Here is a 25975-nt window from a genome sequence, read left to right as displayed (position 1 = left end):
CGGCCTGCCTTCCTCAGTCTGCCGACAACTGCCGATCCACCTCGTCGGCCGCACGCTGTCCCGACCGGACGGCGCCGTCGAGGAACCCCGTCCACGTGTCGGCGGTTTCCGTTCCGGCCCAATGGATGCCGTCGACGGGTTTGCGCAACCACGGCCCGTACGTCGTCCACGAACCCGGCGGCACCGCTGCCGTCGGGCCGCCAGGCGCGAATTCCTCTGCGCTCCAGCAGTGGTCGAGGTAGTCGATGGGCTCGCGCGCGGCCTCGCCGAACAACATCGCGAAACCCGCCAGCGCCCGCTTGCGCCGATCGGCAGGCGGCAGCGGGTCGAACGTTCGCGCATCGGTGAACCCCAGCAGGATCCCGGGGCCGTCATCGCTGGGGCTGACGTCGAACGTGATGAACACCGGGCCTTCGTCGGAGAGCGCCTCACCCGAGCAGCCGTTGGCACGCCAGAACGGGGTCTCGTAGGCGACATACGCCTTGCTCAGATTGCCCTGCGGCCAGTGCGCGGCGAGCTTGCCGTACTCGGGCGGCAGATCCGGCACGAACGTGATGCCCGCACGATGCTCCGGCGGGACCGCGACGATGACCGCCCTAGCGGCGACCGCACCCTTATCCGACGTCACGGTCAACGTGCCGTCGGCGTGCCGCTCGATGCTGCGCACCACCGCCTCCAGCACCACGCGCGGGGCCAGCTCGTCGGCCATCCGCACCGCGATCTGCTGCGTCCCGCCGGGGAAGCGGTCCTGCTGGGCACCGCCCTCCACGTCGAGCATGCGGCCGAGACCGCCCGCGGCCTTGACGTAGCGCACCGCGTGCAGCATGGACACTGCGTCGGGCTCGCAACCCCACGTCACGCGGGCCATGATCGCCATCAGGTCCCGCGTCCCGGCGCTGGCGTGCACATACCGCAGCCACTCGTCGAGCGTCTTGGAGTCGAGGGTCTCGGCGAGCGGCGACGTCCACGGCTCGTCCACCGGCACCCGCCGGCACACCCGCTCGAACCGCCACTGGATGCGGGACACGTCGAGCAACTCGATGATGGACAGCCGCGGAATGGTGCTGCGATAGGCCCGGACCTTGCCGCGCCAGCGGATGAGGTTCTTGCCGCGGCTGTGGGTCGGCACGGTCTCACAGCCCAGTTCGGCGGCCAGCGCGACGACCGCGTCCTGCGTCGGCCCGACGAACGTGCCGCCCAGGTCGACGGGCACTCCGGCGATCGTCGCCGTCGACGAGCGCCCGCCGACACGGTCGCGCCCCTCGAGCACCACCACCTCGCGGCCGCGTTTCACCAGCTCCCGCGCGGCGGCCAGGCCCGCGAACCCGGCTCCCACGACGACGACATCGACACTCGGTGGGATGGTCACGTGACTAGGCTCTCATGCGATGAAGGTCATGACTGCGCTGTTCGGCCCCACGGATGCGATCGATCGCGCACACGCACTGCGCGAGGCGGGCGCCAGCGGCGTGTTCACGTTCGAGGGTCCGCACGACGTCTTCACCCCGTTGGCCGTCGCGTCGGCCGTCGGCGGCCTGGACTTGATGACCAACGTGGCAATCGCGTTCCCGCGCAACCCCGTTCAGCTCGCGCATCAGGCCAACGACATGCAGCTGTTGGCGCAGGGGCGCTTCACGCTGGGCCTCGGCACGCAGGTGCGCGCGCAGATCGAGAAGCGTTACGGCGTCGATTTCGATCGGCCGGTCGCGCGGATGAAGGAGTTGGTGGCTGCGCTGCGCGCCATCTTCGCCGCATGGAACGACGGCGAGCGTCTCGACTTCCGCGGCGAGTACTACCGGCACACCCTGATGACGCCGACGTTCAACCCGGGACCGAACCCGTTCGGTCCGCCGCCGATCTATCTGGGGGCGCTGGGTCCGCTGCTGACGCGCGCGACCGCGGAGGTCGCCGACGGCCTGCTGGTCATGCCCTTCGGGTCCAAACGCTTCCTGCACGAGGTGACCCTGCCCAACGTCGGCAAGGGGCTGGCGTCGGCGGGCCGCGACGCCGCCGATTTCGCGATCGTCCCGGAGATCATCGTGTCGGTCGGCACCGAGGACGCCGACCACACCGCCGCGCGACGGCTGCTGGCCTTCTACGGGTCGACGCCCGCCTACCGCCCCGTGCTCGACGTGCACGGCTGGGGCGACCTGCAGCCCGAGCTCAACTCGCTGTCCAAGCAGGGGCGCTGGGAGGACATGGGCAGGCTCATCGACGACGACATTCTGCACACCATTGTGGCGTGCGGCAGCCCCGCCGAGGTCGCCGCGCACATCCGCGACCGGGTCGAAGGGGTGGCCGAGCAAATCTGCCTGTACCAGCCCGGACCGATCGCCGTGGAGTCATTGGCGTCGATCGTGGACGCGCTCGGGTCCTGAGCCATATCGTGGTACCCAGCGGAACCAAAGGAGGTTGCGGATGGGCCAGGGTGTCGAGCGCTTGCAGGACGATCAGCTGGTGAGCGACTACTTCGATGTGCTGATCATCGGCGCCGGGATATCGGGGATCGGTGCTGCGTACCGCATCCACGAGAAGAACCCGCACCTGAGCTACGCGCTTCTCGAGCGGCGGTCGCGCATCGGCGGCACCTGGGACTTGAACCGCTATCCGGGCATCCGCTCCGACAGCGACATCTTCACGCTGAGCTATCCCTTCGAGCCGTGGACACGGCCGGAGAACGTCGCCGACGGGGACGACATCCGCGAGTACCTGACCCAGACGGCGCACAAGCACGGCATCGACAAGCACATCCGCTTCGACACCCGCGTGCTGTCCGCCGACTGGGACTCGACCACCGACACCTGGACGGTGAGCGCCGAACACGACGGTGAGCCGACCACGTACCGCTGCCGCTTCCTGTTCTTCGGCACCGGCTACTACAACTACGACGAGCCCTACCAACCCGAGTTCCCAGGCATCGAGCAGTTCTCCGGCCCGGTGATCCACCCGCAGCACTGGCCGGAGTCGCTCGACTACGCCGGCAAGAAGATCGTGGTGATCGGCAGCGGCGCGACAGCGGTCAGCATGATCCCCACGCTGACCGAGAAGGCCGGCCACGTCACGATGCTGCAGCGCTCACCGACGTACATGCTGTCGACGCCCCGCATCAATCCCGTGGTGCAGTTCCTGCGCAAGGTGTTCCCCAAGCGTGTCGGCTATGTCGCGGCCAGGATCTACAACACCTTCTTCACGGTGTTCGTCTACGCCTTCGCGCGGACGGCACCGCGACTCGCCAGGGCCTACGTGCGCGCCTACGCGAAACGTCAACTGCCGAAGGGCTATCCGGTCGACGTTCACTTCAAGCCGCGCTACGACCCGTGGGATCAGCGACTGTGCGCGATTCTGGACAACGATTTCTACGAGGTCATCGCCGCGGGCAGGTTGGATGTGGTGACCGACCAGATCGACCACATCGACGAGCACGGCGTCGTGCTGCGTTCGGGACACCGCCTCGACGCCGACATCATCATCAGCGCCACCGGAATTCAGCTGCAGGCGCTCGGCGGTATCGCGTTGAGTATCGACGGTGCGGAGGTCAAGCCGCAGGACCGGTTCGTCTACAAGGAGCACATGCTCGAGGACGTCCCGAACGCCGCGTGGGCCGTCGGCTACATCAACGCGTCGTGGACGCTGCGCGTCGACCTCACCGCGCGCTCGGTGGCGAAGTTGTTGGCGTACATGGATTCCCACGGCTACACACACGCCTATCCGCACCTGGGTGGCGAGCCGATGCCGGAGAAGCCTGCGTGGAACATCAACGCGGGCTACGTGCAGCGCTCCGGACACGTGCTGCCCAAGTCGGGCACCCGTCGTCCGTGGAACGTGCGCCACAACTATGTGCTGGACGCCATCGATCACCGATTCGACCGGATCGAGGAATCGATGGTGTTCGGCCGCGCGACTGTCGAGGCGGTCAAGTCGGCATAGGAGGTTCTCCGTGACTGAATACAGCGACGTGCTGATCATCGGCGCGGGCTTCTCCGGCATCGGGGCGGCCTACCGCATCCGCGAGAAGAACCCCAACCTGACCTACACCATCCTGGAACGGCGTGAACGCCTTGGCGGCACGTGGGATCTGTTCCAGTACCCCGGCATTCGCTCCGACAGCGACATCTTCACGCTGAGCTTTCCGTGGGAGCCGTGGACGCGCGACGAGATGATCGCCGACGGCGCCGACATCTGGCAGTACATGGCCGACACCGCGCGTAAACACGGCATCGACAGGCACATCCAGTTCCGTACCAAGGTCATCTCCGCCGACTGGGATTCGGCCACGGACACCTGGTCCGTAGAGACCGAACACGACGGGGAGCCCAAGACCTACCGCGGGCGGTTCCTCGTCTTCGCCAGCGGCTACTACAACTACGACGAGCCGTACATGCCGACGTTCCCCGGCGTCGAGGACTTCACGGGCGACGTGATCCACCCGCAGCACTGGCCCGACGGGTTCGACATCTCCGGCAAGCGGTTGGTCGTGATCGGAAGCGGTGCGACGGCCGTCAGCATGATCCCGTCGCTGGCCGAAAAGGCCGGCCACGTCACGATGCTTCAGCGCACCCCGTCGTACCTGTTATCCGTCCAGCGAGTGCAACCCGTGATCAACGCTGTACGGAAAGTGCTCCCGCGCAGAATCTCCCACGCGCTGGCACGCACGGCCTTGTCCCTGTTCGGTGCGGTGCTCTGGCTGGTCTCCCGTCGCGCCCCCGAGTTCAGCAAGCGGCTGCTGCGTGGTGTCGCCGAGAAGAACCTGCCCGAGGGCTACGACATCGACACCCATTTCACCCCGCCGTACGACCCGTGGGACCAGCGGATGTGCTTCATCCTCGACGGCGACTTCTACAAGGCGATCGCGGCCGGCGATGTCGACGTGGTGACCGACCACGTCGACCATTTCGATCCCACGGGGATCGTGTTGAAGTCGGGCAGACATCTCGACGCCGACGTGATCATCACCGCCACCGGAATCCAGTTGCATGCGTTGGGCGGAGTCGCGATAAGCATCGATGACGAGAAGATCGACCCGCACGACCGGTTCGTCTTCCGGCGCCACCTCTTGGAAGATGTGCCCAACGCGGCATGGTGTTTCGGCTACTCGAACGCGTCGTGGACGCTGGGCGCCGACATGACGGCGCGCAACGTGGCGGAACTGTTGGCCTACATGGATTCTCAGGGCTACACCCACGCCTACCCGCATCTCGGGGACGTCGACATTCCCGAGCAGCCCGTGTTCAACCTGACGTCCGGCTATGTCCTACGCGCACAGAAGGTGCTGCCGAAGTCGGGGGCGCGGCGGCCATGGGCGATGACGCACAACTACCTGCGGGACGCGCTTGGCAGCCGGTTCGACCGCATAGACGACTCGATGGTGTTCGGCCGCGCCGCTACGGCGTCTGCACCGCAAGCCCAGTCTGAAGCAGTCGGCTAGCCGCGGTGACGATCGCGGTCATTGCCGTAATCGGTGTGTTCTTCGCGGGGATGGGCGCTTACGCGCTTGTCGCACCTGCGGCGATCATTCGCCCGTTCGGCATCACGCTCGGGGGAGCGGCGGCGCGTTCGGAGGTCCGCGGGGTTTACGGCGGGTTCGGCTTGGCGATCGCGGGTGTGTTGGCGTATGCGGCGGTGGTGGGTGGCGACGTAGGGAGGGGGATTCCCATCGCCGCGGCCGCCCTCTTTGCGACTTCGGTGTAGTTGGTCGCGCCCTCCGCGACTGGCTACACCGAAATCGCAGCTTTTAGGGCGCGACGGTGAGCCAATCGACGAAGCCCGACGGGTCGTGCCGCCCCAGCGCGCCGTGCTCGAACAGCCCCCAGCCCTCGACGGACTTGCCGCCCTCGGTGCAGACCGCGCGGCCGACGTGGTCGATGACGCCGAAGCCGGCGCGCCCGACGATCGCCGGGTCGGTCATGTCGTAGGTCAATCGTTCGGTGAACTTGTCGCCCTTCCACATGCCGTGCAGCCAGTCCGAGTCGCCGCCGTAGCCGCCGCCGACGTGGATCGGCACCGGCAGCTTGGACTCCACGTCGAAGTGGACGGGGGAGCCGTCGGCCGCGGTCGCGTCGATGGTCGCACCCGTCGGAATCCGCGTGCCCGAGGTGTAGTGGATCTTCACCCGCGGCCAGCCGAGCTGCTCGACCCTGCCGTCGCGCCACACCCGGGTGACGTCGTTGAGGCTGCGGAAACCGTTGGGTTCCTCCTGGATGATCAGGCAGATGGCGAAGTCGTCGAACGCCATCGGCACGTACAGCCACCACATGCCCTCGAACGGCGGATGCGCGGGCCTGCCCGCGGGCTCAGGCTCGCCGATCGGGCGGATACCCCACGACCGGTCGCGGCTGCCGATCCACACGTCGGGGTCGACGGCGATCTCCTCACCATCGATCGAGATCACTCCGCTCCAGCTGCCGACCTGCGCAAATCGCTGCGCGTCCAACGTGACGCGGGTTCCCGAACGCAGTACGTGACGCTGTTCCTGGATTACGTCGAACAGCCCGTTCCAGGTGAGGTCGACGGCGATGCCCTCGGTCTCCTCGAGCACGACGCGAAGCTTGTGCAGCGGTTCGCTGACTTCGACGCGGTAGCCCAGCACATGCTGGTTGAGCCGATCCTGGTCGATGCCGTCCGACAGATGCACGGCCGTCTGGGTGTCGCCACGGCGCACCAGCACGAATGCGTCCTTGACCCCGAGATTGGGGTAGTACCCGATGCCGGTGATCAAGAAGATGTCACCGGTGCGGTCGTGGGCGTTGAGGTAGGAGCGGTCGTAGAAGTTGCGGTCCGACGACCCTGGCCAGGAGATAGGTTGGGGCAGTTGATGAATGGGGAATTCATCAGTGGGTCCGAGCATCAGGCATCATCTCCGATGAGTCGTTTGAGTACCGAGCCGTGATAGAAGAGCGATTCGACGTCGTCGGGTGCCTCCATCTCGCCGAACCGGATCCGCCGGGCGGTGGTCCGCATGAAGACGCAGCACCAGATCGCGCCGGAGTAGACGTAGAACCAGGTCAGGTCGCCCAGCTCGACTCCACTGTGCTTGGTGTAGGTGGCCTTGACGTCCTCCTCGCGCATGACATGAGGCAGGCCGGGCAGGCCCGCCAGGCCGGCCAGTTCCTGAAAGACCATGTGGGCAAAAATGATCCATGCGACGTCCATCTCCCGCGGGCCCAATGTGGCCATTTCCCAGTCGAGGACGGCCGCGGGTCGGAACCCGTCGTAGAGCACGTTGCCGATGCGCGAGTCGCCCCACACCAGCACCGGGTCGGTGGCGGCGACGTCGGCGGGCCAGTGGGCCTCCAGCCACTCCAGCGAGCGTTCCACCAGCGGGGACCGGCCGATATCGGGAACCGCGAACTCGTACCACGACTTCAGCCAGTTGAGGTTGCGTCGCAACGCATTCGGATCCGACCCGTCGTTCAAGAAGCCGAAGGTCTTCTCGGGCTCGGGGATCGAGTGCAGCTTGGCGATCACCTCGACGGTGGCGTCCTGCAGCTCGCGCTGACTCTCCTCGGAGGCATCGGCAAACCAGTTGCCGCCGAACGTATATGGCATCACGTCCGGTGGAACGCGTCCCTCCACGTAATCCATCAAGAAGAACTGCGTGCCCAGCACCGAACCGGTGGGCTCGAGCCAGCGCACCGGCGGAACCGGCACGTCGGTCTTCTCGCCGACGATGCGGATCACGTCGAACTGGTGGTCCATGCGGTAGGCCGAGAACACCGGCACGTCCTGCGCGGCGGGGGCCACCCGGGCGACCCACTTCTGCTCGCGCTGTTCGCCGTTCTCGTCCCATCGCCCGGTCAGGATGATCGTCTCCGAGGACATGCCATTGGCGTCGACACCGCTCTCCACGGTGATCTCGGGCGCTACGCCGCCGGGCAGTACGGTCGACAGCCACTTCGACATGACCCCGGGGAGCGCGGTGAGGTCTCGGCTTGAGTGCTCTAGGCGGCTGACATCTTCGACAGCCGGTTCGGTTGGCATCAGATTAGGTCCTTCGGCCGATAATTACGATACGATGCGTAGCGTTATGAAAGCAGACCGTTCGGTCCTTGACAAGACCCCGGGCGCCGGGCGGCCCCGGGATCCGCGGATCAACGCTGCCATCCTGCGCGCGACCTCGGAATTACTGGTGGAGGTCGGCTATTCCAACGTCACGATGGCCGCGGTCGCGGAGCGGGCGGGTACCACCAAGACGGCGTTGTACCGGCGCTGGTCCAGCAAGGCTGAACTGGTGCACGAGGCTGCCTTTCCCGCCGAGCCCACCGCGATCGAGACTGCGCCCGGCGACATCAAGGCCGACATCCGCGCGATGATCGACGCGGCCCGCGCGGTCTTCAGCAGTTCGCTGGTCCGGGCCGCGCTGCCGGGGCTCATCGCCGACATGTCCGCCGACGCCGAACTCAACACCCGCGTGCGGGACCGCTTCAACGACGCATTCGCCGCCGTGCGTACGCGACTGGCGGATGCGGTGGAACGCGGCGAGGTGCATCCCGATATCGATCCCGACCGGCTCGTCGAGGTGATCGGCGGCGCCACCCTGCTCAGGTTTGTGCTGCGACCCGACGAACCGCTCGGGTCCGACTGGGTGGACCAGACCACCGCGATCTTGGTCCACGGCGTGGTCGTCTGACACTGAGACGCAAAGGGCTCGCAATCGTCGGCGTGTCGGGAACTTTTCCGTCTGCTCAGCCGGCGTGGTCGTCCAACCTAACTCGGTAGCAGTGGAGTCCTCGGCCCGAGATACAACCCGCCGTTCACATCCAGTGTCTGGCCGGTCACCCATCGACTGTCATCTGAGGCGAAAAAGGCGACGGCGTCGGCGATTTCGGACGCGGCGCCGATTCGATCCAGCGCCGTGATCTCGGTGAAGCCGGTTGGAGCGTCGTCGCTGTCGTGCAGCCACGAGTTCATGTCGGTGTCGGTGACGCCCGGTGCAATGTTGTTGACGGTGATCCCACGCTCGCCGAGCGTATTCGCCAGCGACCGCCCCAGGACGTTGAGTGCGCCCTTGGTCATCGAGTAGACGATCTGCGGCGTCGCGAACCACGTCACGCCGGATGAGATGTTGATGATGCGCCCGCCGTCGCGCAGCAGTGGCAGCGCGCGCTGGGTGATGAAGAACGGTGCGCGAACGTTGATCGCGAACTCTCGGTCGAACTGCTCGGGCGTCGCCTTTTCGACGGTGGCCTCGGCGGTGGAGATCGCCGCATTGTTGACCAGGATGTCGAGCGGACGGCCATCGAGTTCCTTCTCGAGCGCGCCGAACAGGGTCTCCACGTCGCCGTCGACACCGAGGAATGCGCGCACGGGGAACGCCTCGCCGCCGGCGGCGCGAATCGCGTCGATCGTCTCGGCAGCGGCGGCGTCATTGCTTCCGTAATGCACCGCGACCAGCGCGCCGTCGGCGGCCAAACGCTGTGCGATGGCGCGCCCGATCCCTCGCGATGCGCCGGTGACAAGTGCGGTCTTACCCGTCAAAGAGGTCATGACGGCCACAACCGACGTTAGCTGACGGCTATTCCCTGCCTATTCCGGGGACTATTCCGGGTCGTCGATCTGACCCTTGTTTCGCTCGCTCACCGCACGGAACCGATCGCCGAGTCCTTCGAAGTCGCGCTGCTGCGCGAATGCGATCTTCTGCTCGGCCGCCAGAGCAGGCTCGATGACGGTCGCCGCGCCGGTCGTGTAGATCTCCTTGAGCCCCAGCATGGTTGGACCGGGCACCTCGGCGATCTGCGCGGCCAACTCGATCGCCCGGTCGAGCAGCCGATCGTGGGGGACGACCTCGGTCACCAGCCCGATGCGTTCGGCACGCGCCGCGTCGACGACTTCACCAGTCATCGACAGTCGTCTGGCCATCCCGAGCCCGACCAGTTGGGGCAGCCGCGCCGTCATGCCGCCGCCAGGCAGGATGCCGACGCGGGCGTGGGTGTCGGCGAACACCGCCCGCTCAGAGGCGATGAGAAAGTCGCAGCCGAGCGCCATTTCGAGGCCGCCCGTGAACACCGGCCCGTTGACCGCGGCGATGATCGGTGTGCGCATTCTTCCCGTGGCTTCGATGCAGCTGTGCTCACGAAACTCCGCGAAGTACATGATGCCGTCGCGCTGCGCCTCCTTCAGGTCGACACCCGCGCAGAACGCCGGATCGGTTCCGGTGAGCACCACCGCCCGCACCGACTCGTCGGAGTCGGCCTCAATGAAGGCGGCATAGGCCGCCTTGATCAGGCCGCGGCTCAACGCATTCCGCGCCTCCGGTCGATTGAGGGTCAGCACACGGACCGGGCCGTGGTCGGCGACGATGACGAGCGGCTGCGTCATGCGACGAAGCTAGCGCAGGAACTGGTTGGCGGTGTTCGCCAGGTCCAGCAGCGGCTGCGGCAGCGCGCCGAGGGCGAAGGTGATTGCCGCGGTGACTGTGACGACCGCGGTGCTCAATGCGCTGGGCACCACCACTTGCGGCGCGTCGTCGGGCGGGTCGGTGAAGAACATCAACACGATCACCCGCACATAGAAGTACGCGGCGACGGCACTGGCCAGCACGCCGACGATGACCAGCGGTATCGCGCCGCCCTCACCCGCTGCCTTGAAGACGGCGAACTTGCTGACGAACCCGCTCGTCAACGGGATGCCCGCGAACGCCAGCAGGAACAGTGAGAACACCACTGCGACAACGGGATACCGCCTACCCAACCCCGCCCAGCGCGCCATCGCGGTGTCCTCGTCACCGTTGGCGTTCCGCACCAAACTCACGACCGCGAATGCGCCGACCGTGCTGAACCCGTAGGCGAACAGATAGAACAGGGTCGACGACAGGCCTGCCTCGTTCTCGGCGATCACGCCGGTGAGGATGAAGCCGGTATGCGCCACCGCCGAATAGGCGAGCATGCGCTTCACGTCGGTCTGCGTTATCGCGGTGACGGTTCCGACCACCATGGTCAGGATCGCGATCGCCCACAGCACCGGACGCCAGTCGTCGCGCAGTTCCGGCAGTGCGACGTAGAACAGTCGCAGCATCGCGCCGAACGCGGCGATCTTGGTGGCGGCGGCCATGAACGCCGTGATCGGCGTTGGCGCACCCTGATAGACGTCGGGAATCCACGAGTGGAAGGGCACGGCCCCGACCTTGAACAGCACTCCGACGAGCAGCAGGCCCGTACCCATCAGGGCCAGCGAGGTCTTCCCGGACCCGGCCGCCACCACGCCGGCGATCTCGCGCAGATCCAGCGTTCCCGCGTAGCCGTACAGCATCGCGGCACCGAACAGGAAGAACGCCGACGAGAAGGCGCCGAGCAGGAAGTACTTCAGCGCCGCTTCCTGCGAGAGCACACGACGTCGACGCGCGAGACCGCACAGCAGATACAACGGCAGCGAAAGCACTTCGAGCGCAATGAACATCGTGAGCAGATCGTCGGCTGCAGGGAACAGCAGCATGCCGCCGACCGCGAACATCGTCAGCGGGAAGACCTCGGTCTGGATGGCGCCCGCCTTGGTGGCGAGTTGTTCGGCCACCGCGCCGGGAATCGCGGACGCCTGCGGGGTGAACGCGTCCAGCCCGCGAACTCCCTTGCCTCCCTCCGCGTCTGCACCGATCTGACGCTCGGCGATCAGCATGATTCCCAGCACGCCGACCAGCAGGATGGTGGCCTGGAGGAACAACGCGGGTTTGTCGATCACGACGGAACCCATCACCGCGGTCCGACCGACGCTGCCCTGCAGGCCTAAGGCGAGATCCACGACCGACACCAGCGCGGCGACCAGTCCGACGAGGGCCAGCGCCAGTTGTGCTGCGTACCTGCGCTGCCGCGAGACAAACGCCTCGACGAGCACACCGAGGATGGCCACGCCGAACACGATCAGCATCGGAGACAGCAGGTCGTACTCGACGACGGGAGTGGGCAGATTCATCGCGTCGGCCCTTCTGCGAACTGAGGCACCGGGTCAGGCTGATCGATCGTGGTCAACGTGTGCGTGACCGCCGGATTGATCACATCGAGTGCGGGTTTGGGATACACGCCCAGCACGATCAGCAGCGCGATAAGCGGTGCGACGACGAGGATCTCGCGGGGAACGAGATCCCGTAGTGAGTCGTTGCCCTCCTTGACGGGGCCGCCCATCATGCGTTGGTACATCCACAGGATGTACACCGCCGACAACACCAGTGCGGTCGACGCGAACACCGCGAACGCCGGGTACCGGGTGAATGTGCCTATCAGCACCAGGAACTCGCTGATGAACGGCGCCAACCCGGGCAGCGAGAGTGTCGCCAGACCCGAGACCAGGAACGTGCCCGCGAGGACCGGTGCGACCTTCTGTACGCCGCCGTACGCCTCGATGAGGCGACTGCCCCTGCGCGACACCAGGAAGCCGGCGATCAGGAACAGCGCCGCAGTGGACAGGCCGTGGTTGACCATGTAGAGCGTCGACCCGGACTGGCCCTGGCTCGTCATCACGAAGATGCCGAGGATGATGAAGCCGAAGTGGGAGATCGACGTGTAGGCGATCAGGCGCATCACGTCGGTCTGGCCGATGGCCACGATCGCCCCGTACACGATGCCGATCACCGCCAGCGTGATGATGATCGGCCGGAAATACGTTGACGAGTCAGGGAACAACTGCAGGCAGTACCGCAGCATGCCGAACGTGCCGACCTTGTCCATGATCGCCATCATCAGCACTGCGCTGGCAGGGGTTGCCTCGACCGCGGCGTCGGGCAGCCAACGATGGAAGGGCCACAGCGGCGCCTTCACCGCGAACGCGAACATGAAGCCGAGGAACAGCAGGTGCATGACGGTCGGGTTGACGACGAAGGCACCGCTCGACACCGCGGTGACGATCGCGCGGAAGTCGAAGGTGCCGCCCTCGAACGCGTCGCTGCCCGCGGTCACCACGTAGAGGCCGATGACCGCCGCGAGCATCACCAGACCGCCGAAGAGGTTGTACAGCAGGAACTTCACCGCCGCCTTCGACCGCCCCGCGCCGCCGAACCCGCCGATGAGGAAGTACATCGGGATCAGCATCGCCTCGAAGAAGACGTAGAACAGCAGCACATCCAGCGAGGCCAGCGACATGATGACCATGCCCTCGACGGCCAGCGTGAGCGCGAAGTACGCGTGCGTCGAACGACCACCCCACGCGGCCTCGTCGCTGACGTCGTTCCAGCCGGCGATCAGCAGTATCGGAACCAGCACCGCGGTGAGGGCGACGATCGCGAGCGCGATGCCGTCCAACCCGAGGATGTAGCCGGTACCGAACGACGGGATCCAGCGGTGCTCCTCGACGAATTGGTATTGCTCACCAGCGGGATCGAAGTTCACCGCCAGCAGCACCGTGATGGCCAGCACCACACCCGAGACCGCCAGCGCCAGCCACTTGGAGGCGGCGCGCAGCGACGCGGGCAGCAGGATCACCACCGCCGCGCCCACCGTCGGCACGGCCCACAGAATCGTCAGCCAGGGAATCGAGGTCACCACAGCTGCACCGCCAGGATCGCGCCGACGACAAGTAACGCGCCGGCCAACATCGACAACGCGTAGGAACGCGCATATCCGGTAGCCAACAGTCGCAAGCCCTCCGATGAGCGGGATACCAAGGCGGCCAACCCGGTTCCCGCGCCGTCCACTGCCTCGTCGTCGATTTCAACCAGCCCCTTGGTGAGCAGCTGACCCGGTCGCATGAAGAGCTCTTCGTTCAGCGCATCGCCGTAGAGGTCTCGGCGTGCCGCCACGGTGAGTGCGGAGCCGACGGGTACTTCTTCGGGGACCGGCCTGGTGCCGTACATGCGGTAGGCGATGGCGATGCCGACGGCGACGACGGCCAGGATGATGGTGGTGATGACCCACACGGGTGCGATGTGGTGGATCTCGTGGGTGCCGACGACGGGTTCGAGCCAGTGCTCCAGGGTGCCGCCGATCGCGAACGCCGCACCCGAGCCCACCGAGCCGATGGCCAGCAGGATCATCGGCCAGGTCATCACCGCCGGTGATTCGTGCGGATGCGCCTCAGGGGCCCAGCGCTTTTCGCCGAAGAACGTCATCAGCATTACCCGGGTCATGTAGAACGCGGTGATCCCCGCACCCAGGATGGCCGCGCCGCCGAGAATGATGCCTTTGGCGCCACCCGCACCCAGGGCGGCTTCGATGATGCCGTCTTTGGAGAAGTACCCCGCCAGCGGCGGGATGCCGATGATGGCCAGATACCCCAGCCCGAAGGTGGCGAAGGTGATCGGCAGGGCCTTGCGCAGGCCGCCGTAGCGACGCATGTTGACCTCGTCGTCCATCCCGTGCATGACCGAGCCGGCGCCGAGGAACAGTCCGGCTTTGAAGAAGCCGTGGGTCAGCAGGTGCATGATCGCGAACGCATAGCCCGCCGGGCCCAAACCGGCGGCCAATACCATGTAGCCGATCTGCGACATGGTGGAGGCGGCCAGCGCCTTCTTGATGTCGTCTTTGGCGCAACCGATGACCGCGCCGAACAACAGGGTCACCGCACCGACGATCACCACGCCGAGTTGGGCGTTGGGGGCCAGGTCGAACACCGGTCCCGACCGCACGATGAGGTAGACGCCGGCGGTGACCATGGTGGCGGCGTGGATGAGTGCGGAGACCGGGGTGGGGCCTTCCATCGCGTCGCCGAGCCAGGACTGCAGCGGCACCTGCGCGGACTTGCCACAGGCGGCCAGCAACAGCAGTAAGCCGATGGCGGTGAGGACGCCTTCGGAGACCTGGGGGGCGGCGGTGAAGACGCCGGCGAAGGAAATGGTGCCGATGTGGGCGAACATGACCATCAACGCGACGGCCAGGCCGATGTCGCCGACGCGGTTGACCACGAACGCTTTCTTGGCTGCGGTGGCCGCGGACGGTTTGTGTTGCCAGAACCCGATCAGCAGGTAGGAGGCCAGGCCGACGCCTTCCCACCCGACGTAGAGGCCGAGGTAGTTGTCGGCGAGCACGAGCAGCAGCATTGCCGACAGGAACAGGTTGAGGTAGGCGAAGAACCGTCTGCGGTCGGGGTCGTGGGCCATGTAGCCGATGGAGTAGATGTGGATCAGTGAGCCGACGCCGGTGATCAGCAGCACGAAACACATCGACAGTTGGTCGAGCTGCAGACCGAAGTCGACCTGCAGACCCGCGACAGGCACCCAGGAGAACAGCGCCTCATGCACGCCGCGGTGTTCGGGGTCGCGGCCGAGCATGTCGGTGAACAGCACCGCCCCGACAGCGAACGCGCCGAGTGAGGCCGCACAGCCGAGCAGGTGTCCCCAGCCGTTGGTGCGTCGTCCGCCCAGCAGCAGGATCGTCGCGCCGGCCAGCGGCAGGGCGATGGTGAGCCACACCGGAAGTGTCATCGTCACCTCAGTGCTTCAGCAGGCTGGCGTCGTCGACCGAGGCCGAGCGGCGGGTACGGAAGATCGTCATGATGATGGCGAGTCCGACCACCACCTCGCAGGCGGCGACGACCATCGTGAAGAACGCCACCATCTGACCATCGAGATGCCCATGCATGCGCGAGAACGTCACGAACGCGAGGTTGCAGGCATTGAGCATCAACTCCACACACATGAACATGATGATCGCGTTGCGCCGCAACAACACTCCGGCCGCACCAATGGTGAACAACAACGCAGATAGATACAGGTAGTTGTCGGGATTCATTCGTCTTTTCCGCCGCCGTTGGTCTGACTCACGGTTCGTTTCTGCAGTAGGGCACTGACCGACAGTTCGGAAGGCGATCCGTCGGGAAGACGAGCCGCCATGTCGACGGCGTTGTTGCGTGCGTACACACCAGGATTGGGCAGCGTCGTCGGATGGCCGCCCTTCTTGAACCGCTCCTGGGCGAGTTCACGCTGCGTCTTACGGTGTTCGAAGCGTTCGCGGTGCGCCAGCACCATCGCGCCGAGGGCGGCGGTGATCAGCAGTGCACCCGTCAGCTCGAACGCCCACAGGTACTTGGTGAAGATCAGCGCGGCCAGGCCCTGGACGTTGCCTCCGGCGTTGGCCTGGGCCAGGCCGACGAAGCCGCCGACCGAGACGCTGCCGATTCCGGCGATGAGCAGAATGCCGAATCCCAGGCCGACCACGATCGCCGCAACGCGTTGTCCCCGAATGGTTTCCACCAGGGACTCCGAGATGTCGACGCCGATGAGCATGAGCACGAACAGGAACAGCATCATCACGGCGCCGGTGTAGACCACGATCTGGACGACGCCGAGGAACAGCGCGTCCTGCGCGATGTAGAAGACCGCCAGCACGATCATCGTGGTGGCGAGGAACATCGCCGAGTACACCGCTTTCCTCGCCGCGACCACACCGACGGCTCCTGCGAGCGCCACGGCGCCCAGCACCCAGAACAACACCGCTTCAGTCGTTGACGTGCGACCGGCTACGTCGGCGGCCGCTGAGGCGAGGAGGTCCACCGTCACGTGACGTCCTCGGTGACGGGCTTGATGTTGCCGAGGTAGTAGTCCTCGTCAGTGCTTCCCGGGGCCATCGGATGCGGCGGGGGAAGCATGCCGGGCTTCAGCGGGGCGAGGAGTTTGTCCTTGCCCCAGATCAGGTCGGCGCGGTTGTCGTCGGCCATCTCGTATTCGTTGGTCATCGTCAGCGCGCGCGTCGGGCATGCCTCGATGCACAGCCCGCACCCGATGCAGCGCAGATAGTTGATCTGGTAGACGCGGCCGTAACGCTCACCGGGGGAGTACCGTTCGTCCTCCGTGTTGTCTGCGCCCTCGACGTAGATGGCATCGGCGGGGCAGGCCCACGCGCACAGCTCGCAGCCGATGCACTTCTCCAACCCGTCGGGGTAGCGGTTGAGTTGGTGCCGACCGTGATAGCGCTTGGCCACCGGGCCCGGCTTCTCCGGGTACTCCTCGGTGAGCCGCTTCTTGAACATGGTGCCGAACGTGACCCGGAAACCCGCGATCGCGTCGAGGAACTTAGGCATGTGTCTTCTCCTTTGAAGACTTCTCCTTCGGGGTCTCCGCTTTCGAGGACTCCGTGGAAGCCTGGGTAGCCGTCCCCTTGTTGGGCAGGGGCGGTATCGGGAATACGCTGGGGTCGAGCACCTGCTCGGGGACTTTGCGAATCTCCTTGCCGCGCAACCGTCTCCACAGCACGACTAGCAGGAGCAGACCGACCACAGCGGCCACGGTGATCAGCGCCGTGACGAGCTGGTCGACGCCGTGGTTGCGTAGGCTGCGCGCGGACGACACGATCACGATCCAGGCCAGCGAGACCGGAATCAATATCTTCCAGCCCAGCGCCATGAACTGGTCGTAGCGCATGCGGGGCAAGGTTCCCCGCAGCCAGAAGAACAGGAACATGAAGCCCCAGAGCTTCGCCGTGAACCACAGCAGCGGCCACCAGCCGGTGTTGGCGCCGTCCCACATGTTGATGGGCCATGGGGCGTGCCACCCACCGAGGAACAGGGTTGTCGCGAGCGCCGACACCGTGAACATGTTGACGTACTCGGCGAGCATGAACATCGCGAACTTGATCGACGAGTACTCGGTGTGGAATCCGCCGACGAGTTCACCCTCGGCCTCGGGCAGATCGAAAGGCGCGCGGTTGGTTTCGCCCACCATGGAGGTCACGTAGATGACGAACGACGGCAGCAGCGGGAAGATGAACCACAGGCCGTGCTGGGCGGCGACGATGCCCGACGTCGACATCGTGCCCGCATAGATGAAGACCGCCGCGAACGACAGCGCCATCGCGATCTCGTAGGAGATCACCTGGGCGCTCGAGCGCAGCCCGCCCAGGAGTGGATAGGTGGATCCGGAAGCCCAGCCGGCCAACACGATTCCGTACACGCCGATGGATGTGGCGGCCAGCACGAACAGCACCGCCACCGGCATGTCGGTGAGCTGCAGAGCGGTGCGATGCCCGAATATCGACACCTCACCGCCCATCGGGATCACCGAGAACGCGATGAACGCGGGCACCACGGAGATGACCGGTGCCGCAAGGTAGATGAACTTGTCCACCCCGGCGGGGATCAGTCCCTCCTTGAGGGCGAGCTTGACGCCGTCGACCAGCGACTGCAGCAGCCCCCACGGGCCGACGCGGTTGGGGCCCGGACGCATCTGCATGTAGCCGAGGATCTTGCGTTCCATCAGGATCGCCACCAGCAGGGACAGCATCAGGAACGCGAAGATGGCAACGGCCTTGATGAGAATCAGCCACCACGGATCGTGGCCGAAGAGTGTCGGATCGGGATGGGTCATCGCTGTGTCCGTCCGATCGAGACGACGGTTCCAGGAGTCACGCCGAGCTGCCGGTGGACCGCCGAGCCCGGCGAGTTCAGCGGCAGCCACACGACGCCGTCGGGCATGTCGGTGATCGAGAGTGGCAACGTGATCTCCCCGCGTTCCGTGCGGACGGTCACCAAATCGTCGTCTGCGACGCCGATCTCGGCCGCGGTGGCCGCCGACAGCCGGGTGACGGGTTCGCGGGCGGTACCGGCGAGGTGCGGTTCACCGTCCTGCAGGCGTCCTTCGTCGAGCAGCAGCCGCCAGCCGGCCAGCACCGCCTGACCCGTGCCGGGCTGTGCGGGCTGTGCCGGCGGCACCGATGGGGCGCTCGGCCGCTCGCCGGCCCAGAGTCCCAGCCGCGCCATCTCCTCACCGGCGACCAGAGCCGAAGGCACGTTGAGGTCGTACCCGAGCTCGTCGGCGAGGAACGCCAGCACCCGCCGGTCGGGTATGGCGTTGGTCTGCAACGCCGCCTCGAAGGGGCGAGTCCTGCCCTCCCAGTTGACGAATGCGCCGGCCTTCTCGACGACGGGTGCCACCGGGAAGACCACGTCGGCTCGTTCGGTGACCGCGCTCTCGCGCATTTCGAGGCTCAGTACGAACGGTGCGGCGTCGAGGGCCGCGAGGGCGGCGTCCGGGTCGGGCAGGTCAGCGAGTTCCACACCGCCGACCACCAGCGCCCCCAACTCACCCGCGCGGGCCGCGTCGAGGATGGCGGTGGTGTCGCGGCCCGGCGTGCTCGGCACCTCACCGATATTCCATCCCGCCGCGGTCTGTTCGCGCGCAGCGGCGTCGGCGAGGGGTCGGCCGCCGGGCAGCAGGCCGGGCAGTGCCCCGGCCTCCAAGGCGCCGCGCTCACCGGCACGTCGCGGTATCCACGCGAGTCGCGCACCGGTCGCGGTGGCCAATCTGCTTGCGGCGGAGAGCGCTCCGGGCGAGGTGGCCAGGCGTTCGCCGACGAGGATGATGGCGCCGGGCAGCTTCAGCAGGGTGTCGTCGGCCAGCGCGTCAAGCGCCGCACCCTCACCGCCGGGCGCCGTCGCGATCAGCTGTCCGCTCAGCTTGCCCAGCGACCGGGTGGCGAACGGTGCAATCGACTTGACCTGAAGCCCGTGCTTGCGGACGGCCTTGCGCAGCCGCAGGAACACGATCGGCGATTCCTCTTCGGGCTCGAGGCCGGCCAGCAGGATTGCGGGCGCCTTCTCCAGATCGGCGTAGGTGACCGTCATCGGCTGTCCGGCGATATGCGCGGCGAGGAACTCGGCCTCCTCAGCGCTGTGTGCACGGGCGCGGAAGTCGATGTCGTTGGTGTGCAGCACCATTCGGGCGAACTTGGAGTAGGCGTAGGCATCCTCGACGGTCAACCGTCCGCCGGGCAGCACGCCAGCGCTGCCGCGGGCGGCGGCGAGTGCCTCGGACGCCACGGTGATGGCCTCCGACCACGACGCCGGTCGAAGCTCACCGTTTTCGCGGACCAGGGGAGTGGTGATGCGATCGCCCTGGGTGGTGTAGGTGAACGCCCACCGGCCCTTGTCGCAGTTCCATTCCTCGTTGACTTCCGGGTCGTCACCGGACAACCGGCGCAAGACCTTTCCGCGGCGGTGGTCGGTGCGCTGAGCGCACCCCGAGGCGCAGTGTTCACAGACGCTGGGGCTGGACACCAGGTCGAACGGCCGGGCGCGGAAGCGGTACGCCGCACCGGTGAGCGCGCCGACGGGGCAGATCTGCACGGTATTGCCGGAGTAGTACGACTGGAACGGTTCGCCGGGGGCGATGCCGACCTGCTGCAGCGCACCGCGTTCGAGCAGTTCGATGAAGGGGTCACCGGCGATCTGCTGGGAGAAACGGGTGCAGCGCGCGCACAGCACGCAGCGTTCGCGGTCCAGCAGCACCTCGGACGAGATGTTGATCGGTTTGGGGAAGGTTCGCTTGACGTCCTCGAAGCGGGTTTCGGCCCGCCCGTTGGACATCGCCTGGTTCTGTAGCGGGCACTCGCCGCCCTTGTCGCATACCGGGCAGTCGAGCGGATGGTTGATCAGCAGCAGCTCCATGACGCCCTGCTGCGCCTTGTCCGCGGCCTCCGACGTCAACTGGGTGCGCACCACCATGTCCGGTGTGCAGGTGATCGTGCACGAGGCCATCGGCTTGCGCTGGCCCTCGACCTCGACGAGGCACTGCCGGCAGGCCCCCACCGGGTCGAGCAGCGGGTGATCGCAGAACCTCGGGATCTGGATGCCGATCAGCTCGGCGGCCCGAATCACCAAGGTGCCCTTGGGCACACTGACCTCGATGCCGTCGATGGTGAGGTTCACCATCTCGACAGCGGGGGCGTCGTGGGCCGGTTCGGTCACGGTCATCTAGACCCCCACCCCTTCCTCGGCGAGCAGACGCGAACTCCCCCTTTTTCGCGGCAATTTGGGGGTTTTCACGTCTGCTCGCGCAGAAAATGGACCCATCTAGACCCCCACCCCTTCCGTTGCCATCAGCGTCGAGGCGTGCGGGTCGAACGGACATCCGCCGGCCAGGTGCTCGACGTACTCGTCGCGGAAGTACTTGATCGACGACAGGATCGGTGCGGCGGCGCCGTCACCCAACGCGCAGAACGACTTCCCGTTGATGTTGTCGGCGATGTCCAGCAGCTTGTCGATGTCGGCTTCGGTGCCCCTGCCGGTCTCGAGCCGCTCGTAGATCTGCGCCAGCCAGTAGGTGCCCTCTCGGCACGGTGTGCACTTGCCACACGATTCGTGTGCGTAGAACTGCGTCCAGCGCCGCACCGCACGCACCACGCAGGTGGTCTCGTCGAACACCTGCAACGCCTTGGTGCCGAGCATCGTCCCGACGCTCGCCATGCCCTCGTAATCCAGTGGCACGTCGAGATGTTCGTCGGTGAGCAGCGGCGTGGACGAGCCGCCGGGCGTCCAGAACTTCAGCTTGTGGCCCGCCCTTATTCCGCCGGCGTACTCGAGCAGCTCGCGCATCGTGATGCCCAGTGGCGCCTCGTACTGTCCGGGCGTGGTGACGTGACCCGACAGCGAATACAGCGTGAAGCCGGGCGATTTCTCGCTGCCCATCGACCGGAACCAGTCGACCCCGTTGAGCAGCACGGGCGGGACGCTGGCGATCGATTCGACGTTGTTGACCACCGTCGGCGACGCGTACAGGCCCGCAACCGCCGGAAACGGCGGGCGCAGGCGCGGCTGCCCGCGTCGACCCTCCAGCGAGTCCAGCAGCGCTGTCTCCTCGCCGCAGATGTAGGCGCCCGCGCCGGCGTGCACGATGAGTTCGAGATCGAAGCCCGAGTCCAGAATGTTGGTGCCGAGATAGCCGGCGTCGTACGCCTCGGCGACCGCGGCCTGCAGGCGCCGCAGCACCGGTACGACCTCGCCGCGGACGTAGATGAACGCGTGGTGCGCCCGGATCGCGTAGGCCGCGATAATGACGCCCTCGACCAGGAAGTGCGGCGTGGTCAGCATCAGCGGAATGTCTTTGCACGTACCGGGTTCGGACTCGTCGGCGTTGACCACCAGATAGTGCGGCTTGGCGCCCGCCCCCGTGTCGTCCTGGGGAATGAACGACCACTTGGTACCCGTCGGGAACCCTGCGCCACCACGCCCACGCAGGCCCGAGTCCTTCACGGTGGCGATGAGATCGTCGGGATCCATGGCGAGCGCGCGCTCCAGCGCACGGTAGCCGTCATGGCGACGGTAGGTCTCCATCGACCAGGGTTCAGGTTCGTCCCAGAACCGGCTCAACACGGGAGTCAGTGGTGTCATTCTTTCGAATCCGTTGCCTTCGGGTCGGTTTCGGGCTTATTCGGCTCGGGCGGCACCGTGGCCGACGGGCCCGCCGCGGGCTGGTCCCTCGTGGCCTCTGCGGCGACCTTCGCGTCGTCGGGTCCACTGGCCGAGTCTGTCACCGCGTCGACCGCGGGCGCCTCCATGCCGCGTTCCTTCGCGATGCGCAGCCCCGCGAGAGTGGCGTTTCCGGCCGGTGTCTGTGCCGCGGCCGCCTCCGGATCGGGCAGGCCCGCAAGCACTCTCGCAGTCTCCTTGAACGTGCACAGCGGCGCACCGCGGGTTGGGACGGGTGGTCGGCCCTCGCGCAGTGCATCGACGAGGTCGCGGGCCGAGGATGGTGTTTGGTTGTCGAAGAATTCCCAGTTGACCATGACGACGGGTGCGTAGTCGCAGGCGGCGTTGCACTCGATGTGTTCGAGGGTGACGCGGCCGTCGGGGGTGGTTTCACCGGCGTGCACACCCAGGTGCTCTTGTAGCGTGTCGAGGATCGCGTCGCCGCCCATGATCGCGCACAGGGTGTTGGTGCACACCCCGACCAGGTACTCACCGGTCGGCGTGCGACGGTACATCGAGTAGAACGTCGCCACTGCGGTGACTTCGGCGTCGGTCAGGCCCAACTGCTTGGCGCAGAACGCGATTCCCGCCGGTGTCAGGCACCCGTCCTCGGACTGGACGAGGTGCAGCAGCGGCAGCAATGCCGAGCGGTTGTGCGGATACTTGGCGATGATCGTCTCGGCATCGGCCGCCAGGCGCGCGGCCACGTCGGCGGGATATGTCTTGGGGCCCTGGATCGGTGGGCCGGGCTCGTCGGGTCGCTGACCGAGCTCGAGGAATACGGTCATCGGTCGACGCCTCCCATGACGGGGTCGATGGATGCGACGGCGGTGATGGCGTCGGCGACCATGCCGCCTTCGCACATGGCTGCCACGGCTTGGAGGTTGTTGAAGGAGGGGTCGCGGTAGTGCACGCGGTAGGGGCGGGTGCCGCCGTCGGAGACCATGTGCACACCGAGTTCGCCGCGGGGGGATTCCACGGCGACGTAGACCTGTCCAGGTGGGACGCGGATGCCTTCGGTGACGAGTTTGAAGTGGTGGATCAGCCCTTCCATGGAGTGGCCCATGATTTTGGCGATGTGTTCGGGGGAGTTACCCAACCCGTCGGGGCCGAGTTTGAGGTCGGCGGGCCAGGCGAGTTTCTTGTCTTCGATCATCACCGGCCCCGGATTGGGCACATCCAACCGATCCACACACTGGGCGATGATCTTCAGCGACTCGTGCAGTTCTTTGACCCGGATCAGATACCGGCCGTAGGAGTCGCAGGCGTCGTCGGTGATGACGTCGAAGTCGTAGGTCTCATACCCGCAGTAGGGTTGGGCCTTACGCAGATCATGCGGCAGGCCGGTAGAGCGCAGCACCGGCCCGGTGACCCCCAGCGCGATACAGCCGGTCAGATCCAGGTAGCCGATGCCCTGGGTGCGGGCCTTCCAGATCAAGTTCTCGCTCAGCAGGTCTTCGAGGTCTTTGAGCCGTTTGGGCATCAGCTCGAGCATGTGGCGGATCTGGGGGATGGCTTCCTCGGGTAGATCCATCGCGACACCGCCGGGGCGGATGTAGGCGTTGTTCATCCGTAGCCCGGTGATGGTTTCGAAGATCGACAGGATTTGTTCGCGTTCGCGGAAGCCGTAGAACATCGCGCCCATGGAGCCCAGTTCCATGCCGCCGGTGGCCAGGGCGACCAGGTGGCTGGAGATGCGGTTGAGTTCCATCATCATCACGCGGATGACGCTGGCGCGTTCGGGGATGTCGTCGGTGACGCCGAGCAGTTTCTCCACCGCGAGGCAGTAGACGGTTTCGTTGAACAGCGGGGACAGGTAGTCCATGCGGGTCACGAAGGTCACGCCCTGGGTCCAGGTGCGGAATTCGAGGTTCTTCTCGATGCCGGTGTGTAGATAGCCGATCCCGCAGCGGATCTCGACGATCGTCTCGCCCTCGATCTCCAGGATCAACCGCAACACCCCATGGGTGGACGGATGCTGCGGACCCATATTCACGACGATGCGTTCACCGGCGTGCGCGGCGGCGTTCTGTTTGGCGGCTTCGACGACCTGGTCCCAGTCCTGTCCGCCGACGACGACCACGGTTTCGGTACCGCCGCCCGATTCGGGCGGGGTTGGCGATGTGCTCATTAGTTGTAGGCCCTCCGCTGATCGGGCGGCGGGATCTCGGCGCCGTGGTACTGCACCGGGATTCCGCCCAACGGGTAGTCCTTGCGTTGCGGGTGTCCCACCCAGTCGTCGGGCATTTCGATACGCGTCAGGGCGGGATGGCCGTCGAAGATGATCCCGAAGAAGTCGTAGGTTTCGCGCTCATGCCAGTCCACGGTCGGATACACGCCGTACAGCGACGGGATGTGCGGATCCTCATCCGGAGTGGCCACCTCCACCCGGATACGGCGGTTGTGCGTGATCGACATCAGCGGGTACACCGCATGCAGCTCACGGCCCTTGTCCTCGGGGTAATGCACCCCGCTGACCCCCAGACACAATTCGAACCGCAACCCGGGATCGTCGCGCAGCGCCTGCGCCACCGTGGGCAACTGCGTGCGGTCGACCTCCAAGGTCAGCTCATCGCGGTAGACGACGACCCGCTCGATCGACTCGGCATAGCCGTCCTCACCGAGCGCGGCTTCCAGGGTGTCGACGACGTCGTCGAAGTAACCGCCGTAGGGGCGGGGCGAGCTGCCGGGCAGTGCCACCGGGCGGATGAGGCGGCCGTAGCCCGACGTGTCGCCGGATCCTCGGGCCCCGAACATGCCGCGCCGCACGCCGATGATCTCGGGCGGGTCGATGTCGGCCTGTGGCCCGGGGCGGGCGCCGTTTTCGTCCTCACTCACCGCAGCAAACCCTTGAGCTCGATGGTCGGGGTGACCGAAAGGGCAGCCTTCTCGGCTTCGCGGATCGCCTCCTCGCGGTGAACGCCCAGCGGCATCTCTTGAATCTTGTCGTGCAGCTTGAGGATTGCGTGCAGCAGCATCTCCGGGCGCGGTGGGCAGCCGGGCAGGTAGATGTCGACCGGGACGATGTGATCGACGCCCTGGACGATGGCGTAGTTATTGAACATCCCGCCCGAGGACGCGCACACCCCCATCGACAGCACCCATTTGGGTTCGGCCATCTGGTCGTAGATCTGGCGTAGCACCGGGGCCATCTTCTGGCTGACCCGACCTGCGACGATCATCAGATCGGCTTGGCGCGGGGTCGCCGAGAACCGCTCCATACCAAACCGTGAGATGTCGAACCGCGGGCCGGCCGTGGCCATCATCTCGATCGCACAGCAGGCCAGCCCGAACGTCGCCGGCCACAGCGAGCCCTTGCGGATATAGCCGGCGACCTTCTCCACCGTCGAGAGCAGGATCCCGCCGGGCAGCTTTTCCTCTATTCCCATGACAGACCTCCCCGCCGCCAGACGTAGGCGTAGGCCACGAACACCACCACCATGAAGAGCAGCATCTCTACCAGCGCAAACAGTCCGAGATTGTCGAATGCGACCGCCCACGGGTAGAGGAAGACGATCTCGATGTCGAAGATGATGAACAACATCGCCGTCAGGTAGTACTTGATCGGGAACCGCTGGCCCGCCGAGTGCGCGCTGGCCAGCTCAGGAACCGGCTCGATGCCGCACTCGTAGGCCTCGAGTTTGCTCTGGTTGTAGCGCCTGGGGCCGACCACCAGAGCGATTCCGACCGAGCCGATCGCGAAGGCGGCCGCGACCGCGCCGAGTACCAATATTGGCGTGTACAAATCCATGCCGGGCTAACGCTCCCTCGTGGGCTGTCGATGTGAGCTTACCCACACCCTAGCGGGCCTGGCGATGAGCGCCACACGTTGGGGTTAGTATGTCTAAGATCACACTTTCGCTGCCTTGGCATGCCGCGA

The 25975-nt window shown here is 66.2% G+C and carries 24 protein-coding genes; 5 read left to right on the top strand and 19 right to left on the bottom strand.

Features of this window, described 5'->3' with window-relative positions; genetic code table 11:
- Positions 1–13: 13 nt before the first annotated feature.
- A complete protein-coding gene (locus G6N43_RS24625) occupies positions 14–1369 on the bottom strand; it encodes a flavin monoamine oxidase family protein (RefSeq protein ID WP_083149226.1) in 1356 nt (451 codons plus the stop codon).
- Positions 1370–1388: 19 nt separating this feature from the next.
- On the opposite strand from G6N43_RS24625, the gene G6N43_RS24620 reads away from it, so the two are divergent.
- Genes G6N43_RS24620 through G6N43_RS24605 form a run of 4 tightly spaced genes read left to right on the top strand, consistent with a single transcriptional unit; the run spans position 1389 to position 5688 of the window.
- Positions 1389–2378 carry a TIGR03617 family F420-dependent LLM class oxidoreductase gene (locus G6N43_RS24620; RefSeq protein ID WP_083149227.1) on the top strand — a complete coding sequence of 330 codons (990 nt, stop codon included), beginning with the start codon at positions 1389–1391 and terminating at the stop codon, positions 2376–2378.
- Between the two features lie 40 nt (positions 2379–2418).
- On the top strand, positions 2419–3927 hold the full coding sequence (locus G6N43_RS24615; protein ID WP_083149228.1) for a flavin-containing monooxygenase: 1509 nt from the start codon (positions 2419–2421) through the stop codon (positions 3925–3927).
- Positions 3928–3937: 10 nt separating this feature from the next.
- Positions 3938–5425, top strand: a complete 1488-nt coding sequence (locus G6N43_RS24610; protein ID WP_234809982.1) for a flavin-containing monooxygenase — start codon at positions 3938–3940, stop codon at positions 5423–5425.
- Between the two features lie 5 nt (positions 5426–5430).
- Complete coding sequence (locus G6N43_RS24605) at positions 5431–5688, top strand: DUF4345 family protein (RefSeq protein WP_083149230.1); 258 nt, start codon at positions 5431–5433, stop codon at positions 5686–5688.
- A 43-nt stretch (positions 5689–5731) separates the two neighbouring features.
- Here G6N43_RS24605 and G6N43_RS24600 read toward each other — a convergent pair whose 3' ends face one another.
- Positions 5732–6844 carry an Rv3169 family protein gene (locus tag G6N43_RS24600; protein WP_083149231.1) on the bottom strand — a complete coding sequence of 371 codons (1113 nt, stop codon included), beginning with the start codon at positions 6842–6844 and terminating at the stop codon, positions 5732–5734.
- The gene (locus G6N43_RS24595) at positions 6844–7977 is read right to left on the bottom strand and encodes a phosphotransferase family protein (RefSeq protein WP_083149232.1); all 1134 of its coding nucleotides are present in this window, start codon (positions 7975–7977) and stop codon (positions 6844–6846) included. Before G6N43_RS24595 ends, G6N43_RS24600 begins: the two co-directional genes overlap by 1 nt.
- Positions 7978–8023: 46 nt before the next feature.
- Between G6N43_RS24595 and G6N43_RS24590 the strand changes: the two genes are divergently transcribed.
- Positions 8024–8626, top strand: coding sequence for a TetR/AcrR family transcriptional regulator (locus tag G6N43_RS24590; protein ID WP_083149233.1), 603 nt, complete (start codon positions 8024–8026; stop codon positions 8624–8626).
- Between the two features lie 77 nt (positions 8627–8703).
- Here G6N43_RS24590 and G6N43_RS24585 read toward each other — a convergent pair whose 3' ends face one another.
- The 16 genes from G6N43_RS24585 to G6N43_RS24510 all read right to left on the bottom strand — a co-directional run bounded on the left by G6N43_RS24585 (position 8704) and on the right by G6N43_RS24510 (position 25846).
- Entirely contained in the window at positions 8704–9483 is a 780-nt protein-coding gene (locus G6N43_RS24585; RefSeq protein ID WP_083149472.1) for an SDR family NAD(P)-dependent oxidoreductase, read from the bottom strand.
- A 51-nt stretch (positions 9484–9534) separates the two neighbouring features.
- Complete coding sequence (locus G6N43_RS24580; protein ID WP_083149234.1) at positions 9535–10314, bottom strand: enoyl-CoA hydratase; 780 nt, start codon at positions 10312–10314, stop codon at positions 9535–9537.
- Between the two features lie 9 nt (positions 10315–10323).
- The gene (nuoN, locus tag G6N43_RS24575; RefSeq protein ID WP_083149235.1) at positions 10324–11901 is read right to left on the bottom strand and encodes an NADH-quinone oxidoreductase subunit NuoN; all 1578 of its coding nucleotides are present in this window, start codon (positions 11899–11901) and stop codon (positions 10324–10326) included.
- Positions 11898–13466 carry an NADH-quinone oxidoreductase subunit M gene (locus tag G6N43_RS24570; RefSeq protein ID WP_083149236.1) on the bottom strand — a complete coding sequence of 523 codons (1569 nt, stop codon included), beginning with the start codon at positions 13464–13466 and terminating at the stop codon, positions 11898–11900. The genes nuoN and G6N43_RS24570 overlap by 4 nt, the downstream gene beginning before the upstream one ends.
- Positions 13460–15340, bottom strand: a complete 1881-nt coding sequence (nuoL, locus tag G6N43_RS24565) for an NADH-quinone oxidoreductase subunit L (RefSeq protein WP_083149473.1) — start codon at positions 15338–15340, stop codon at positions 13460–13462. The genes G6N43_RS24570 and nuoL overlap by 7 nt, the downstream gene beginning before the upstream one ends.
- Positions 15341–15347: 7 nt before the next feature.
- Positions 15348–15647: an NADH-quinone oxidoreductase subunit NuoK gene (gene nuoK / locus G6N43_RS24560; RefSeq protein WP_006245521.1), complete on the bottom strand. Its 300-nt coding sequence runs from the start codon at positions 15645–15647 to the stop codon at positions 15348–15350.
- Complete coding sequence (locus G6N43_RS24555; RefSeq protein WP_083149237.1) at positions 15644–16414, bottom strand: NADH-quinone oxidoreductase subunit J; 771 nt, start codon at positions 16412–16414, stop codon at positions 15644–15646. Before G6N43_RS24555 ends, nuoK begins: the two co-directional genes overlap by 4 nt.
- A complete protein-coding gene (gene nuoI, locus G6N43_RS24550; protein ID WP_083149238.1) occupies positions 16411–16935 on the bottom strand; it encodes an NADH-quinone oxidoreductase subunit NuoI in 525 nt (174 codons plus the stop codon). The genes G6N43_RS24555 and nuoI overlap by 4 nt, the downstream gene beginning before the upstream one ends.
- Entirely contained in the window at positions 16928–18217 is a 1290-nt protein-coding gene (gene nuoH, locus G6N43_RS24545) for an NADH-quinone oxidoreductase subunit NuoH (protein ID WP_083149239.1), read from the bottom strand. The genes nuoI and nuoH overlap by 8 nt, the downstream gene beginning before the upstream one ends.
- A complete protein-coding gene (locus G6N43_RS24540; RefSeq protein WP_083149240.1) occupies positions 18214–20601 on the bottom strand; it encodes an NADH-quinone oxidoreductase subunit G in 2388 nt (795 codons plus the stop codon). The genes nuoH and G6N43_RS24540 overlap by 4 nt, the downstream gene beginning before the upstream one ends.
- A 99-nt stretch (positions 20602–20700) precedes the next feature.
- Complete coding sequence (gene nuoF / locus G6N43_RS24535; RefSeq protein WP_083149241.1) at positions 20701–22017, bottom strand: NADH-quinone oxidoreductase subunit NuoF; 1317 nt, start codon at positions 22015–22017, stop codon at positions 20701–20703.
- On the bottom strand, positions 22014–22883 hold the full coding sequence (nuoE, locus tag G6N43_RS24530; protein WP_083149242.1) for an NADH-quinone oxidoreductase subunit NuoE: 870 nt from the start codon (positions 22881–22883) through the stop codon (positions 22014–22016). Before nuoE ends, nuoF begins: the two co-directional genes overlap by 4 nt.
- A complete protein-coding gene (locus tag G6N43_RS24525) occupies positions 22880–24226 on the bottom strand; it encodes an NADH-quinone oxidoreductase subunit D (protein WP_083149243.1) in 1347 nt (448 codons plus the stop codon). Before G6N43_RS24525 ends, nuoE begins: the two co-directional genes overlap by 4 nt.
- A complete protein-coding gene (locus G6N43_RS24520; protein ID WP_234810001.1) occupies positions 24226–24852 on the bottom strand; it encodes an NADH-quinone oxidoreductase subunit C in 627 nt (208 codons plus the stop codon). Before G6N43_RS24520 ends, G6N43_RS24525 begins: the two co-directional genes overlap by 1 nt.
- 77 nt (positions 24853–24929) lie before the next feature.
- Entirely contained in the window at positions 24930–25484 is a 555-nt protein-coding gene (locus G6N43_RS24515; protein WP_083149244.1) for a NuoB/complex I 20 kDa subunit family protein, read from the bottom strand.
- Entirely contained in the window at positions 25475–25846 is a 372-nt protein-coding gene (locus G6N43_RS24510) for an NADH-quinone oxidoreductase subunit A (RefSeq protein WP_083149245.1), read from the bottom strand. Before G6N43_RS24510 ends, G6N43_RS24515 begins: the two co-directional genes overlap by 10 nt.
- Positions 25847–25975 lie beyond the last annotated feature (129 nt).

Origin of the sequence: Mycolicibacterium moriokaense, from assembly GCF_010726085.1 — a bacterium.
In the GTDB taxonomy this organism is placed as follows: Bacteria; Actinomycetota; Actinomycetes; order Mycobacteriales; family Mycobacteriaceae; genus Mycobacterium; species Mycobacterium moriokaense.
The sequence above is the reverse complement of the archived record's forward strand: the minus strand, read 5'-3'. Positions and strand labels throughout refer to the sequence as shown.

Excerpts from the sequence above, each read along its gene's own strand:
- nuoI (WP_083149238.1), bottom strand. The coding sequence starts at position 16,935 with ATGCCTAAGTTCCTCGACGCGATCGCGGGTTTCCGGGTCACGTTCGGC.
- nuoH (WP_083149239.1), bottom strand. The coding sequence starts at position 18,217 with ATGACCCATCCCGATCCGACACTCTTCGGCCACGATCCGTGGTGGCTG.
- G6N43_RS24525 (WP_083149243.1), bottom strand. The coding sequence starts at position 24,226 with ATGAGCACATCGCCAACCCCGCCCGAATCGGGCGGCGGTACCGAAACC.
- G6N43_RS24615 (WP_083149228.1), top strand. The coding sequence starts at position 2,419 with ATGGGCCAGGGTGTCGAGCGCTTGCAGGACGATCAGCTGGTGAGCGAC.
- G6N43_RS24580 (WP_083149234.1), bottom strand. The coding sequence starts at position 10,314 with ATGACGCAGCCGCTCGTCATCGTCGCCGACCACGGCCCGGTCCGTGTG.
- nuoE (WP_083149242.1), bottom strand. The coding sequence starts at position 22,883 with ATGACCGTATTCCTCGAGCTCGGTCAGCGACCCGACGAGCCCGGCCCA.
- G6N43_RS24585 (WP_083149472.1), bottom strand. The coding sequence starts at position 9,483 with ATGACCTCTTTGACGGGTAAGACCGCACTTGTCACCGGCGCATCGCGA.
- G6N43_RS24590 (WP_083149233.1), top strand. The coding sequence starts at position 8,024 with ATGAAAGCAGACCGTTCGGTCCTTGACAAGACCCCGGGCGCCGGGCGG.
- G6N43_RS24620 (WP_083149227.1), top strand. The coding sequence starts at position 1,389 with ATGAAGGTCATGACTGCGCTGTTCGGCCCCACGGATGCGATCGATCGC.
- nuoN (WP_083149235.1), bottom strand. The coding sequence starts at position 11,901 with ATGAATCTGCCCACTCCCGTCGTCGAGTACGACCTGCTGTCTCCGATG.
- G6N43_RS24600 (WP_083149231.1), bottom strand. The coding sequence starts at position 6,844 with ATGCTCGGACCCACTGATGAATTCCCCATTCATCAACTGCCCCAACCT.
- nuoK (WP_006245521.1), bottom strand. The coding sequence starts at position 15,647 with ATGAATCCCGACAACTACCTGTATCTATCTGCGTTGTTGTTCACCATT.
- G6N43_RS24520 (WP_234810001.1), bottom strand. The coding sequence starts at position 24,852 with ATGTTCGGGGCCCGAGGATCCGGCGACACGTCGGGCTACGGCCGCCTC.
- G6N43_RS24595 (WP_083149232.1), bottom strand. The coding sequence starts at position 7,977 with ATGCCAACCGAACCGGCTGTCGAAGATGTCAGCCGCCTAGAGCACTCA.
- G6N43_RS24540 (WP_083149240.1), bottom strand. The coding sequence starts at position 20,601 with ATGACCGTGACCGAACCGGCCCACGACGCCCCCGCTGTCGAGATGGTG.
- nuoL (WP_083149473.1), bottom strand. The coding sequence starts at position 15,340 with ATGACACTTCCGGTGTGGCTCACCATCGCCCTGCCGCTGGCCGGCGCG.
- nuoF (WP_083149241.1), bottom strand. The coding sequence starts at position 22,017 with ATGACACCACTGACTCCCGTGTTGAGCCGGTTCTGGGACGAACCTGAA.
- G6N43_RS24515 (WP_083149244.1), bottom strand. The coding sequence starts at position 25,484 with ATGGGAATAGAGGAAAAGCTGCCCGGCGGGATCCTGCTCTCGACGGTG.
- G6N43_RS24510 (WP_083149245.1), bottom strand. The coding sequence starts at position 25,846 with ATGGATTTGTACACGCCAATATTGGTACTCGGCGCGGTCGCGGCCGCC.